Source organism: Shewanella holmiensis (assembly GCF_025370255.1).
Classification (GTDB): Bacteria; Pseudomonadota; Gammaproteobacteria; order Enterobacterales; family Shewanellaceae; genus Shewanella; species Shewanella holmiensis.
The window spans coordinates 29,658-43,627 of the sequence record NZ_JAMTCD010000024.1; the positions used below are offsets into that span (position 1 = coordinate 29,658).

General features: G+C 41.6%; 10 protein-coding genes. 4 read left to right on the plus strand and 6 right to left on the minus strand.

What is annotated here, in order from left to right; translation table 11 throughout:
• Nucleotides 1–5: 5 nt before the first annotated feature.
• The 3 genes from NE535_RS15515 to der all read left to right on the plus strand — a co-directional run bounded on the left by NE535_RS15515 (nucleotide 6) and on the right by der (nucleotide 3,438).
• On the plus strand, nucleotides 6–626 hold the full coding sequence (locus NE535_RS15515; protein WP_261299512.1) for a tetratricopeptide repeat protein: 621 nt from the start codon (nucleotides 6–8) through the stop codon (nucleotides 624–626).
• A gap of 11 nt (nucleotides 627–637) precedes the next feature.
• On the plus strand, nucleotides 638–1,870 hold the full coding sequence (gene bamB, locus NE535_RS15520) for an outer membrane protein assembly factor BamB (protein ID WP_261299513.1): 1,233 nt from the start codon (nucleotides 638–640) through the stop codon (nucleotides 1,868–1,870).
• A gap of 101 nt (nucleotides 1,871–1,971) precedes the next feature.
• The gene (gene der, locus NE535_RS15525) at nucleotides 1,972–3,438 is read left to right on the plus strand and encodes a ribosome biogenesis GTPase Der (RefSeq protein ID WP_188840694.1); all 1,467 of its coding nucleotides are present in this window, start codon (nucleotides 1,972–1,974) and stop codon (nucleotides 3,436–3,438) included.
• 694 nt (nucleotides 3,439–4,132) lie between these two features.
• Here the strand turns inward: der and NE535_RS15530 are convergent.
• The gene (locus NE535_RS15530; protein ID WP_261299514.1) at nucleotides 4,133–6,565 is read right to left on the minus strand and encodes a S8 family serine peptidase; all 2,433 of its coding nucleotides are present in this window, start codon (nucleotides 6,563–6,565) and stop codon (nucleotides 4,133–4,135) included.
• A 461-nt stretch (nucleotides 6,566–7,026) separates the two neighbouring features.
• Here NE535_RS15530 and NE535_RS15535 point away from each other — a divergent pair, with 461 nt between their 5' ends.
• On the plus strand, nucleotides 7,027–7,413 hold the full coding sequence (locus NE535_RS15535; RefSeq protein WP_261299515.1) for a GNAT family N-acetyltransferase: 387 nt from the start codon (nucleotides 7,027–7,029) through the stop codon (nucleotides 7,411–7,413).
• A gap of 51 nt (nucleotides 7,414–7,464) precedes the next feature.
• Here the strand turns inward: NE535_RS15535 and NE535_RS15540 are convergent, their stop codons facing one another.
• From NE535_RS15540 to NE535_RS15560, 5 genes are all read right to left on the minus strand, one after another.
• Nucleotides 7,465–7,848, minus strand: coding sequence for a rhodanese-like domain-containing protein (locus tag NE535_RS15540; RefSeq protein ID WP_261299516.1), 384 nt, complete (start codon nucleotides 7,846–7,848; stop codon nucleotides 7,465–7,467).
• 48 nt (nucleotides 7,849–7,896) lie between these two features.
• On the minus strand, nucleotides 7,897–8,109 hold the full coding sequence (locus NE535_RS15545; protein ID WP_188840697.1) for a YgaP family membrane protein: 213 nt from the start codon (nucleotides 8,107–8,109) through the stop codon (nucleotides 7,897–7,899).
• Between the two features lie 23 nt (nucleotides 8,110–8,132).
• Nucleotides 8,133–11,387 carry an efflux RND transporter permease subunit gene (locus tag NE535_RS15550; RefSeq protein WP_261299517.1) on the minus strand — a complete coding sequence of 1,085 codons (3,255 nt, stop codon included), beginning with the start codon at nucleotides 11,385–11,387 and terminating at the stop codon, nucleotides 8,133–8,135.
• A gap of 15 nt (nucleotides 11,388–11,402) precedes the next feature.
• Entirely contained in the window at nucleotides 11,403–12,479 is a 1,077-nt protein-coding gene (locus NE535_RS15555) for an efflux RND transporter periplasmic adaptor subunit (RefSeq protein ID WP_261299518.1), read from the minus strand.
• A gap of 203 nt (nucleotides 12,480–12,682) precedes the next feature.
• Nucleotides 12,683–13,945, minus strand: coding sequence for an OmpP1/FadL family transporter (locus NE535_RS15560; RefSeq protein WP_261299519.1), 1,263 nt, complete (start codon nucleotides 13,943–13,945; stop codon nucleotides 12,683–12,685).
• Nucleotides 13,946–13,970 lie beyond the last annotated feature (25 nt).

The following is a 13,970-nucleotide window of genomic DNA, read 5'->3' on the forward strand; positions in this document are numbered from 1 at the left end:
TGCGCGTGGAAATTTATAGCACAGAAGAACAACAAGTAGATGCTATCAAGCAGTTCTGGAAAGATTACGGTTCATCAATTGCTATTGGTGCCGTAGTAGGATTAGGTGGTTTATTTGGTTGGAATACTTATTCTGACATGAAAGTGAAGTCTGCTGAGCAAGCTTCTGAGTCTTTTGAACAATTAGCAAATAATGCAACTAATCCAGCAGCATTTATCGAAGGTGCTGGTAACTTTGCTAAAGAGCATGATCAAAAAGGCTACCAGGCATTGATTGAATTAATGACAGCTAAAGCAGCTGTTGATGCAGGTGATTTAGCTAAAGCTGAAGATGCCTACAAGCGTATTATTGTGGCTAAGCCTGGTGCGAGTATTGATATGGTCGCTACCATTCGTTTAGCACGTTTACAAGCAGAGCAAGGCAATGTTGGCACTGCGTTACAAACATTAGAATCAGTCACTGATGCGGCTTATGTTTCGCAACGTGAAGAGTTAAAAGGCGATTTCTTAGTTCGCCAAGGTGACCTTGTTTCTGCGAAACAAGCTTACCAAACAGCAATTGATAATGGCGGTGCATTAACTAATCCAGCATTAACGATAAAGTTAGATAACCTAAACAAGGCATAAGGAATTAGCCAATGAAGTTATGGTATAAAAATCTACTTGCGGCTGGTTTAGGTATGGCCCTTATTACTGGCTGTTCTTCTAGCGATGTCGAAGAAGAACCTGTCAGTGAATTAGTTGAAATTCAAGCTTCAGTATTTCCTGAAGTTATCTGGAGTAAAAGCATAGGTAATGGCGTGGGTGATTATTATTCACAACTACGTCCTACTGTGCGCTACGGTAAAATTTTTGTTGCTGATCGCGATGGTGAAGTTCGAGCTTATGATCAACAAACACTTGAACTCGTATGGAGCAAAGACTTTAACGACGAGTTTAGCGAACAACTTAACATTAAAACCAAAGGCATTCGTTTAGCAGCAGGTGTTACCGCTGCGCGTAACAAAGTGTTTGTGGGTGGCGAAACCGGTTTATTAGCTGCGTTAGATGAAGCAACTGGCGATGTGCTTTGGTTTGCACAGGTTAATGGTGAACTCTTATCTGCACCAACGGTTGCCGAAGATGTTGTTACTGTTAATTCTAGCAAAGGCTTGTTTGAAGCCTTTGATATTGATGACGGCAAAAAGCTTTGGACCTATGAAATGCAGCTTCCTAACTTGACCCTTCGCGGTACAGGTTCTGCGGCTTATGAAGCGGGTGGTTTCTTTTTAGGAACCGCTGACGGTAAAGTTGCGGTTGTTGTTAAAAACAATGGTCAAGTTGCATGGGAACAATCTATTTACACTCCAACAGGTGGCAATGAGTTTACCCGTATGGCCGACGTTGACATGACCCCATTGATACTTGGCGATAATCTATTTGTGGCGAGTTACAATGGTAACCTTGTTTCAATGGAGCTACGAACCGGCAGAATCGTCTGGTCGCGTAAATACTCTAGCTTTAATGAGTTAGCCGCAGCCGGATTAAGTTTATATTTAGTTGATGACCGTAGTGGTATTTACTCAGTTGATCGCCGTAATGGTTTAGAGCTATGGTCAAATACCACACTTAAAATCCGTGATTTAACCTCTCCAGCGGTGATTGGTGACTATTTGGTAGTAGGTGATTTTGAAGGTTATTTACATGTATTAAACCGCGACGATGGCGTTGTTGTTGGACGTGTTGAAGTTGATAGTGATGGCTTATATGGCCAACCTTTAGTGGTAGATGATAAAATTTACCTTCAAGGTCGAAGTGGTAAGCTTGCTATTGTTACCTTAAATGGTGATGGCAGCGTAGCGACAAACGAAGAAGTCGCCGCTGACGAATAACAGCAAAGCAATTTCTAACAAATAGGGTATAATGTACCTTATTAGAGCCCCTGGAAGCTTTCTGGGGGCTTTTTATTGAGACGTATTTTAGAGGCAAAATCATGATCCCTGTAGTGGCCCTTGTTGGGCGACCCAATGTCGGAAAATCGACATTATTTAATCGTCTAACACGTACCCGTGATGCATTAGTCGCTGACTTTCCAGGCTTAACCCGTGACCGTAAATATGGCCGTGCTTATTTAGCTGGTTATGAATTTATTGTGGTTGATACTGGCGGTATTGATGGCACTGAAGAAGGGATCGAAACCAAAATGGCTGAGCAGTCTTTGGCTGCGATTGAAGAAGCGGATGTGGTGTTATTTTTAACGGATGCTCGTGCCGGTTTAACAGCCGCTGATTTGGCTATTGCACAGCATTTACGCAGTCGCGACAAAGTGACCTTTGTTGTTGCTAACAAAGTTGATGGTATTGATGCCGACTCTGCTTGTGCTGAGTTTTGGTCACTTGGTTTAGGCGAAGTTTATCAAATGGCAGCCGCTCAAGGTCGTGGTGTAACCAACATGATCGATTACGCTTTGACGCCTTATGCAGAAGCCATGGGCATTGTGCGTGATGAAGAAGAGCAAGGCGATGTTGTCGAGCGCGAATATACCGAAGAAGAAGCTGAAGCGGAACAAGCTCGCTTACAAAGCTTACCCATTAAGTTAGCCATCATTGGTAAACCTAATGTGGGTAAATCAACCCTAACCAACCGTATTTTGGGTGAAGAAAGGGTTGTGGTTTACGACGAGCCTGGGACAACACGTGACAGTATTTACATTCCAATGGAACGTGAAGGTCGTGAGTATATTTTGATTGATACTGCTGGGGTTCGTCGCCGCAGCAAAGTACATGAAGTGATCGAAAAATTCTCGGTGATCAAAACCCTTAAAGCGGTAGAAGATTCGAACGTTGTGTTATTAATTATTGATGCCCGTGAAGGTATTGCCGAACAAGATTTAGGTTTACTCGGTTTTGCATTGAATGCTGGCCGAGCATTAGTTATTGCTGTTAACAAGTGGGATGGCATAGATCAAAATATCAAAGACCGTGTTAAGAGCGAGTTAGATCGCCGCTTAGGTTTTATCGATTTTGCTCGAATACATTTTATTTCTGCTTTACACGGTACTGGTGTTGGTCATTTATATGAGTCAATTGAAGAAGCATACGACAGTGCAACACGTCGTGTGAGTACCTCAATGCTAACCCGTATTATGCAGATGTCTCAGGACGATCATCAGCCACCGTTGGTGAACGGCCGTCGCGTTAAGCTTAAGTATGCCCATGCCGGTGGTTATAACCCGCCAATCGTGGTTGTTCATGGTAACCAGGTCACTAAGCTGCCAGATTCATACAAGCGTTATATGATGAACTATTTCCGTCGTTCATTAAATGTAGTGGGTACGCCTATTCAATTACGTTTCCATGAAGGTGCTAACCCGTTTGAAGGTCGCGGTGAGAAGTTAACGTTAAGTCAAGAACGTCGCCGTAAACGCGCTACAAGCCATATACGTGACCGCAAAAAGTAACCTTTGCTAATTTAGCGATATACTTTTCGCAATAATCAAAAATGCCAGTAAATTATGTTTACTGGCATTTTTGTTGGTTTTTAAAAATGATCTGTGTTTAGCCTCGCCAATTAGAACAAAAATTGGATATCTGCTTCGCAGATATTTCACTTATATAAGTGATTATTTTAGTTTCTACGATATTGTTCAACAACCTTTAACATTCCCTTGGGTCTGCAGTTCATTGCGGGTTGAGTTTTGTTCGAGTTAAAAACGTTTTAATTGAGGCGAGTGGATTGATGCTTAGTCATCTAAACAAAAAACATGAACGTTTTTAGCCGAACCCTCCAGGTAGCGTTTGTGGGTCATTTACGGCGTTATCGACTTCTTAAGTAGAATAACTAAACCACAAGGTCTCTGCCTAGTACAAATGACCAACAATTCGCTGCAAAAACAACATTGAAAGCTGCAGGTCAACAGCATTGCTTAGTGGTTGACCGTGAACATCACACTATACGTGGCGTGTTATCAGCAAATGATATCGCAAAATGATTAAAATTAGATATCGACGTCAGTACACCGACAAGCTTTGCGAGTATATTTGAAGTTATTTCGAAAGTGACACATTCAATTGTTGCTTAATTTCCTGAATAAAAAAGCCTCGCAATCCATTAATGGGTTGCGAGGCTTTAGTTTAGCTATTTAGCATTTCCGATTATTGGAAGCTTAATGTCCAAGTATCGATATAACCTGTATCACGTCGTGCATTATCAACAGCTTTTAGCAACCAAGTACCACTAGATTCAACACCAGTGAAGTTTGCACTATAAGTTTGGTTGATATTGTCTGTGCCACCACCAGAATTGTTGTGTAATGTTACTTTTTGGCCCGTTGGGCTAATAAGTTCTACTTTCAAATCACCGATGTAAGTGTGGATCACACCAAGGTTAACCGACACAGTGCCAGCATCGCCAGTACGAGTTACATTGATTGGGCTAGTAATCCCCGTAGTGTTGTTATCAGGAATGTTGAAGTTCGTTGTATTAGTGTAGCTTGCTGGACCGCCAGTATTGCCACCCGTGCTTCCAGCGGTATAGTTAGCTACAAGATTGACACCGCTAAAGTCGCTGTAACCTTGAATCATGACATAGTAAGTACCAGACTGAACGTTGGTAATCGGGCATGATTCGCTGTTACCGCCTTTCCAAGGGCGACAATCATAGCTGGTTGTTGACGGCGCTGCACCATACTGAACGTAAAGATCCGCATCACCCGTGCCGCCACTCATGATAAAGCTTAAGTTTGTTGCACCTGCTGGTACATCTAACGAGAAATGAAGTTCATCGCTTTTTGCGCCAGCAAGACCTGTTTTAGTGACACCATTTTCAAGCACTAAATCACCTGCACCTGTGCCAGGATCTGTCGGACCATCACAAGATTCATCTAAATAGGCTTTCGCTGCTGTAGCGTTCACCATGCCGTATCCGGTTTTATTGTCTCGACCTGCTACATTCAAATCATCAGCTGTTGCGTTTAAAGCAGCACGAATTTGATTTGCTGAACATTGTGGATGATAACTCCACACCAAGGTAGCAACACCTGATACATGCGGTGTTGCCATAGAAGTACCATTGTAATAAGCGTAATCTTTATTGCCTTGGTTTGCGACAGTAGTGGTGGCACCTAATTGATTATGTAATGCTAAACCTGTTGCTCTATCAACAGATACCGATGGGATCGTAATCTCGCTATTGGCATCAACTAAGAATGGGTTTTGTAACCCGGGTAATGCAGTATTACTGTACACAATTGCCGCTACTGCACCCGCTGTTTTACAGGCTTTTACCGCATTAATTTCTGGGTAGCCAGAACCTTGGTTTCCAACTCGTTCAACTAAACATACTTTGTTGCTCATGTTGCCACAGTTAAAGCTAGTACCACTCACAGTACATTCAGCTAATACAGCCGTTGCTTGACCGTTAGTTGGGTTAGCGGCGTAACTTGTGCCAGAAGGGGTTAAACGATTATGTGGCACAACACCATTGTTAAAATATGATTGGCCATTAATAGTGATGTCTGCAAGACGTCCTTCACCGACAGTAACTGTTGATAAAATCGCTTCACCAGGACCTGATATTTCAACTTGATTAGTATATTGCGAGAATGCAGCATGATCACGATTGCTATCAACGGCAGCAACAGACATCACAGCATCATATGATGCAGGGTAGCTGTGGGTGCTATCGCCATCATTACCCGCAGCAGCAATTAACAGAATACCGTTATTTTGATGTGCGGTCATTGCGTTGCGTTCAGTGGTGCTTGAACCGCTACCACCTAAGCTCATGGTGACTACATTAGCGCCATTGCTTACACAGGTATCAATGGCCGAAACGAGTGATGAAGAGTATCCCCAACCAGCTTCGTTGAACACTTTAACAACATGAATATTGGCATTTTGGTTTGGCATTACACCAACCACACCTTCATTATTGGCAATGGCTGCAATGGTACCAGCAACATGGGTACCATGGGCGTTATTATTGCCAGGCTGATACCAGTTACCCGTACCTGAGTTATTGGTACCTGTGACATTATTACCACTTAAATCGTTGTGGCTGCGGTCGTAGCCTGAGTCGATAATACAGATAGTACGATTACCTGATTGGCTGTCACTTAAAGAGGTGGCGCCAACATAAGTTTGTCCCCATGGCGTTGTTTCAGCCAAGAGTTTTCTTGGTAAATCTTCTTCAATATATTCAACATCAGCACGTAAGCGAAGTGATTTTAATGATTGTTGGTCTAGCTTCACTGAGTAACTATTACCACGTGCAATACGTTTCATTTCTTTCGCTTGAACACCATTTAAGGCTCTAAATTGCGCAAAAATCTCGTGGGAGCGTGGCTGATAATCCGCTGTAGAATCAGATTGGGTATCAAATTGTTGTAAATTAGATTGCGCAGCAGCGGCATTTCTAAATTTAACAATGTATCGCTTTGGTAACGGTGAAGCCGCATTCAGGCTTGCAACAGAAATACCATTTTGTGAGGTTAAATTAACTGCTTGTGGCGCTGCATATAGGCTTGATGATACAGCTAATGCGATACCTGAGAGGCTTAATAAAACTAAAGGTCGTTTATTTTGCATGTTTATCTTCCATGTTATTTATATTATTTTTGATGTCAGACTCACAGAAAAACTCAAAGGTGAACTACGTCCAACTTTTTGAAATGTAACATCGCAGTTACATTTGTAAACAGGATGTTACCGTTTGCTGTTTGGTATAATGTTTTATTCAGGTGATTAGGTTGAATTTTTATTCATAATAATGCTTTAAATAGAAATGTTTTTTGATAGGATATTAGATATTACTGATATTAAATCAGGCATTTGTTTTTATTATTGTGGTCATGGTAATTTGCTATAATCGATAATTTATGCATTTTAATTGCTATTGATATACGTCTTTAGTTTTATATTCATAAAAGGAATAACTTATAATAAATTTAACAATAAGACGTGCTGTTAGTTATGATGCCCCACGTGCTTTTAATATTCGTAATCAGGCGATATTGGCTCAATGTATTGATTTTTATACTATTGATGTAATGTTGAAATGGACTGAAGGTGAAATGCCTACGCCTTTTGTAGATAAATTGGTGACCGATGGATATGTGGCAGAGGTTGAAGTTAATCTCAACGATAAAACACATCGAGAGATAATCGCCACAGGAATGATCGATTTACAAAATGGTTTTATCGATGCTATTTTTGTTGCTCCGCAATACATGGGCTCAGGGGCAGGTAAACAAATGTTAGCTTATCTTGAAGGACTTGCTAAAGAGGCCGGTCTGGTTTCGACCAAACTGGAGTCTACGCTAAACGCGGCTGAATTTTATCGTAAATGTGGCTTCGAAGGTGAGGGTATAAGTGTTTACCAATCGCCAAGAGGCTTTAATTTAGCCTGTGTTGTCATGTATAAAAAGCTGATATAAAAATGCCTTTGTTGATGAAACAAAGGCATGTTATGAGGTTACGCTATTGTATTATGGTTTGGATGCCGCAAGGGACTCATAACCACCGGCGTTAACAGAATCTGTAAAACCAGCCTGTAATAACGATTCATCAGCAAGACGACTTCTTCGTCCACTACGGCAATATAACACTATGCTAGCATCATTTTTTAGACCGAATTTTTCAACGCCAGCAACAATTTGATCAAACGGAATATTAATTGCCCCTTCAATATGGCCAGCAGCAAATTCTTCAGCAGTACGCACATCAATAATGGTGGTACCCGTTTTTATAATATCCCAGGCTTCTTGTGTTGAAACATCTTTGGCAACACTTACCTGATTAAACAACATCAAGCCTGCAGCTAGGATACTGAGAAAACTAACATGTTTACTGACGCGTTTTGAAGATTTCATAAACCGCAATATTCCTTATAATGATTATTCCCTAACCTGAGTTAAGGCTTATTTAGCTTTGGCTATTTCCGCCTCTGATTTTAAGCCCAGTTTTTTCATCACCATAGCTGCGGGACAAAAACCAGTAAAGGCGCTTTGAAATAGATTAGCACCAACAAACACCGTCAGCCAGATAAAATGATGGCTAACTGTTGCGGTCAGTACTAAGGATAACAACACCATAAAACCAGCAAAAGCCATAATTGTGCGTTCGATAGACATAGTAGAACTCCTTAAATAAGCGATTAAATTATTTGTCGATTCTTCATCACTGAGAAGTACAGTACAGGGATGACAAGTAGGGTTAAAATGGTTGAGATAAAGATGCCGAAAATTAAGCTGATTGCTAAGCCATTAAAAATTGGGTCATCGATAATAAAGAGGGCACCAATCATCGCAGCTAGCGCCGTCAACATAATGGGTTTAGCTCGCACAGCGGCAGATTTAATGACGGCTTTTTCTAATGACATACCACTAGCTAAAAGGTGATTAATAAAGTCAACCAGTAGTATGGAGTTACGAACGATGATCCCTGCTAAGGCAATCATGCCGATCATCGAGGTCGCGGTAAATTGTGCGCCTAAAATCGCATGTCCTGGCATAACACCAATTACAGTTAACGGGATGGGTGCCATGATGACTAATGGCACAAGATAAGACTTAAATTGGCCAACCACTAACAGATAAATAGCGATCATCCCAACCGCGTAAGCAATGCCCATATCACGGAAGGTTTCATAGGTTATTTTCCATTCGCCGTCCCATAATATGGCCACTTCAGAAATGCCATCAGGTTGCTCAACGTAATGTTGTGCAATGGGAAATTGCTTGTTGTTATTGGCATCATTTATTTGACCGGCGATATCGAACATACCATATAAGGGGCTATCCGTAGGCCCTGCCATATCGGCCACAACCATAACCATTGGGACCATATTTTTATGGACGATGGCTGAATTGATATGACCTTCTTGTATGCTTGTTACCGCAGCTAAACTGATTTGCTCACCAAGATTATTGGTTAATTTAAGATTCAGGATTTGAGCTAAATTAACCTTTTCACCTTCATTAACCTGTAAACGTATTGGCGTAGGTCGCTTGTTTGAATCGAGATGTAAATAGCTGACATCTTTCCCTCCTACAGCTGTGGAAATAGCATTGATGATTTGCCCATAAGATAAGCCCAATAAGCTGGCCTTTGTGCGATCAATGCTGACTTGCCATTGCTGTTGAGATTGGGGTAAAAAGATATCAACATCGACAACATGTTCTGTGTTGTTAAAGCGTGTTTCAAGCGCTAACGCAGCTTGCTCTCTCAGTGCTGTTGTCGGGCCATACACTTCAGCCACTATAGGTGACCAAACTGGAGGCCCAGGCGGTACTTCTACAACTTTGACCTTTGCGTTATAGGGCTTAGCAATATCATTAAGTGGTCCACGTACGGCTAAGGCAATAGAATGACTATCGCGATGACGATGAGATTTATCAACAAGATTGACCTGAATGTCGCCCAACTCCTGGCTGCTACGTAAAAAATAATGACGCACCAAGCCATTAAAGTTCATTGGTGAATGTGTGCCTGCATACCATTGTTGATGATCTATTTCTTCAACAGTAGCAAGGTATTGGCTCATTTCCTGTAACACTCTTTGTGTTTGCTCTACAGGGGTTCCCTCAGGTAAATCAACCATCACCTGAAATTCAGATTTGTTGTCAAATGGCAGCATTTTTAACACCACCGCTTGCATTGCTGGCAAGGCAACCGCGAATAAAATGAGCCCCACAATCCCTACAGCTAATCCCTTACGGGCTTTACCTGCATTATTCCCAATGAGAAATGGTGTCATTAAACGATTGAAAAAAACACTTAACTTATCATTTGAATTGTCGTCAATATGGGCATGAGATCCAGTATTAGTATTTTTACTAATATGTCGATGCAATAGTTTATTTGATAACCAAGGGGTCATCATAAAGGCAATCACTAACGATAAAAGCATACCCATGCTGGCATTGATTGGGATTGGGCTCATGTAAGGGCCCATTAGCCCAGAAACAAACGCCATGGGTAATAGGGCGGCTATCACAGTGAATGTGGCTAAAATGGTTGGCCCGCCAACTTCATCAACTGCGACAGGGATGATTTCAAGTAATGGCTTATTGCTCAGTGCCATATGGCGATGGATGTTCTCAACCACCACAATGGCATCGTCGACTAAAATCCCGATGGAAAAGATAAGTGCGAATAATGAAATACGGTTTAGACTAAATCCCCATGCCCATGAGGCAAATAAGGTCATGGCTAAGGTGATAATGATGGCAATACCGACCACCGCTGACTCACGTAATCCCATGGTAAAAAACACTAATAAAACGACTGCAGAGGTGGCAAATATTAGTTTAAATATCAAAGTGTTGGCTTTGTCTCCTGCCGTTTGACCATAATTGCGTGAGATTGCCACTTTAACATTATCCGGGATTAGCACATTTTGGACTTCATTTATGCGGTTCAATATTTTGTCGGCAATATCAACAGCATTCTGCCCAGCTTGTTTGCCAATAGCGATTGTTACAGCGGGATAATCACCTTGTTGATCGACATGGCGTACATGTTGACTTGGGATATCACTTTTAAGGGTAATTTCTGCCACATCAGCAAGGTAAACCGCTTTTGCTAAAGGGGGAATATTTTGCTGTTGCTGAACCTCAGCTGGAATGACCTTAATCAATAACGATTTTACATCATCAATCGAATTGATAAATTGGCCTGCACGCACTTTAATTTGTTGGTTGTTTTGCACCCATGAGTTAAGCATAGATACTTGATTATTGTCCTGTAAACGTTGCTCTATTTGATCGACCGTCACACCAAACGCATTCATTTTAGCTGTGTCTAATCTTATATTTAACACCATGTCATGACGACCTTGGGTGTATATTTCTCTGGTTCCAGGAATACGCTTTAATTCGGTTTCTAAATTAGCGGCAACATGGGTTAAGGCTTCTGCGTCGGTATCGGTTGACTCAGAATATAAAGTTAAGCTGACAATAGGCACATCGTCGATGCCCCGAGGTTTAATTAATGGCTCACCAATACCAGCAGCTTGATTGAATTTATCGCGATTAGTGAACAGTTGATTGTAAATATTGACCACAGCTTCATCGCGTGGAACGCCAACCTCAAAAATGGTGATGATTAATGCACCATCAGGCTGAGAAAATGAATATAAAGTATCCACACCTTTGATTTCAGAGATAATTTGCTCAGCAGGAAGTGTCACTAAGCTTTGCACTTCACTTGGCGTCGCCCCCGGAAAAGGAATAAAGACATCGGCAAACGTAACATCAATTTGTGGGTCTTCTTCTTTGGGGGTAATAATGACCGCAAAAATACCTAACAACAGCCCAACAAGTGCAAGCAGGGGAGTGATAGCGCTGGCCTGAAAGGTTTTAGCAATTCTGCCTGATAACCCTAGTTCTGGAGAGTCTGAATGATTCATCTTGCAACTCTCCTATTATTGGACATTGTCAGATTGAGTTTGATTTAAGAGTAAGACATAGCTAGCTGCGTCATTAATGATACTGTCGCCATCCATCACTCCAGATAATATCTCAACTTGGGTGATTTCTGCTGAAGTGACCTGTTTACCTAAACGAACCTGGGTTTGCAGGTATTTATCACCTTGCTTACGATAAACCGCTGTCAACTCGCCCACTTGAAAAATAGCTGATTTAGGCAGGTAAATAGTGTCAACCTGATCAACAGGTAGCGCCGCTTTAAGCCACTGACCGACTTGTAACGTTTGTTGTTGATTCTCGAGCTGTACACGCACTTCAATACTTTGATCGGCTTGGGTGCTGAAATTGAACTTATTAATGGCATCACTTTGGTACGTTGACACATCATCGGATAAGGTGATACTTGTCAGGTCAGCTAACTGTTGACGATATTGTTGTGGTACATAAAACACGGCACGTAATTTATCAGTGGCATAACCTGATAATAATGCTTGTCCATAACTGATGGTTTCACCTTGTTCAACCCACTTCCCCGTGACTCTGCCGGTAAATGGCGCGCTCACAATCGTGTAATTGACGTTCTCTTTTGCGCTGATGAGTTTTGCTTTAGCTGCACTAACAGCCTGTTTACTTGATTTTGCATAAGATGTTGCCTCGTCCATGGCCCCTTTGGATATCGCCCCTTGTGGGAATAGCGCTTTATAACGTTCAAATTGGGCTTGAGCCTCAATATTTTGCGCTTGAGCCTTGGCAAGTTCTGCCTCAGCACCAGCGAGTCCAGCGCCTTGTTCTTTGCTGGTAATCTCTAATAAAGGAGCACCTTCTGGCACCATATCATTCACATCGTAATGAATTGCTAAAACCCGACCAGAGGTTTGTGCCGCTACTGTTGCTGATTTTATTGGCTCAACTTTGGCGTCAAGCTGCAGGTACAGTGTTTGAGAGCTGCTTTTAGCCGTTATCGTTTCAAGTGGGATTTCAGTCGCAAAGGCAAAGCTTGACACCAAATAGGCAGATAAAATAATGAAATTTCGGCTAAGTAAATTCAGCGAAGATTGAGTTGTTGAATGCATTATTTGGAACCTCACAAAAGTCTATAAGAAAATTCTAATGGATGTGTGAGAAAACTACAATCTATTTATTAGTAAAAATTCATATAGTAGGCTTGGTGGACAGTTAACTATAGTTGAGACAGAAGGGTTATAGAGGGAAAAATGTAAAAAAAAGCCATACTTATTGATGAGTATGGCTTTAATTTCTTACAGTATATTACCGATTAGAAGCGGTAGTTGTACTGTAATGAGAAGTAGTTAGCGCCTGACTCAGTGTATGCACCAATTTGAGGTGTTAACAAACTATCTTCAATAACATGTACTTTCTCGCCAGCCACTAATGTGTAGCCAACATCAATGCTTGATTTTTGATTGATGTTGTAAGTGAAACCTGCTGAATACCATGTGCGATCCGAATCAGGAATTGATAAAGAAGACACTTCACCAACAACACCTTGATCGCGTCCGATACCCGCTCTAACTGTCCACTTATCGTTAATATCGTAAGTCGCACCTAAGCTTAAGAACCAAGAATCTTCCCAATTGTAATGCTTAAGAATATAACTATCTGAACCATTATCTCCGTCAGTTAATTCGATGTTGTCGAAGTTGCTCCAGTTAGTCCACTGCGCAGTGTAGTGAAGCGCAAATTTTTCAGTGATTTGGTGGAAACCAGCAAACTGAGCGATATCCGCCATAGGAATATCAATTTCACCAAAGTTTTCGGCTGGTGTGAGTGGGTTTTGATTAAAGCTAATATCGCCAGAAGCTTTCATATTTGGGCTTTTACGATAGCTTAAGCCGATTCTGTTATTTTCATTGATTTCATAAGCTAAACCAACGATAGCACCAAAACCCCAGCCATCAGCGTCAATATCAACAAGGTTAAGCGGTACTTCACCAACAATTGGAATAGTGAAGTCACCAGAGCGGGTCAGTGTACCCATACCTTTAATAGCATCAATACCAAGACCAAGACTTAATGAGTCATTAATACGGTATGACATACTTGCGTTAAAGTTTATGGTGGTCACTTCTGTATTACCCAATAAATCGATTGGGGTATTGAAGTCATTGCCTGTATTTAATGGCGATAAATCAGTGCCAGTACCATAGTTACTGAATGCAGCGATACCAAAAGCCCATTTGTCGCTGATTGGGTTAATGTAGTAAAAACTTGGAATAGCCTTACCTGAAGCGGCATTATCTAAGCCACCTAAGTTATTGTCGCCTACCATAACATCACTAACTTCTACATTGACGTCTGCATATGCACCTGCAACAGAAAGTTCGGCTTTATCAAATAACGCCATTGCAGCGGGGTTGCGAGAAAGCACCGAGGCATTATCAGCAATAATGGCATCACCGGCCATTGCGCGGCCTAGGCCTGTTGCTGACTGGCTGTTAAGTTGAAAACCCGCAGCTGAAGCTTGAGTGCTTGCCAAGGTGACAGCGATAGCGAGAAGAGTCTTGTTAAATTTGGTCATGATTTTACCTATTATGTGCTGTTAT

Excerpts from the sequence above, each read along its gene's own strand:
- bamB (WP_261299513.1), top strand. The coding sequence starts at position 638 with ATGAAGTTATGGTATAAAAATCTACTTGCGGCTGGTTTAGGTATGGCC.
- der (WP_188840694.1), top strand. The coding sequence starts at position 1,972 with ATGATCCCTGTAGTGGCCCTTGTTGGGCGACCCAATGTCGGAAAATCG.
- NE535_RS15530 (WP_261299514.1), bottom strand. The coding sequence starts at position 6,565 with ATGCAAAATAAACGACCTTTAGTTTTATTAAGCCTCTCAGGTATCGCA.
- NE535_RS15535 (WP_261299515.1), top strand. The coding sequence starts at position 7,027 with ATGTTGAAATGGACTGAAGGTGAAATGCCTACGCCTTTTGTAGATAAA.
- NE535_RS15540 (WP_261299516.1), bottom strand. The coding sequence starts at position 7,848 with ATGAAATCTTCAAAACGCGTCAGTAAACATGTTAGTTTTCTCAGTATC.
- NE535_RS15545 (WP_188840697.1), bottom strand. The coding sequence starts at position 8,109 with ATGTCTATCGAACGCACAATTATGGCTTTTGCTGGTTTTATGGTGTTG.
- NE535_RS15550 (WP_261299517.1), bottom strand. The coding sequence starts at position 11,387 with ATGAATCATTCAGACTCTCCAGAACTAGGGTTATCAGGCAGAATTGCT.
- NE535_RS15555 (WP_261299518.1), bottom strand. The coding sequence starts at position 12,479 with ATGCATTCAACAACTCAATCTTCGCTGAATTTACTTAGCCGAAATTTC.
- NE535_RS15560 (WP_261299519.1), bottom strand. The coding sequence starts at position 13,945 with ATGACCAAATTTAACAAGACTCTTCTCGCTATCGCTGTCACCTTGGCA.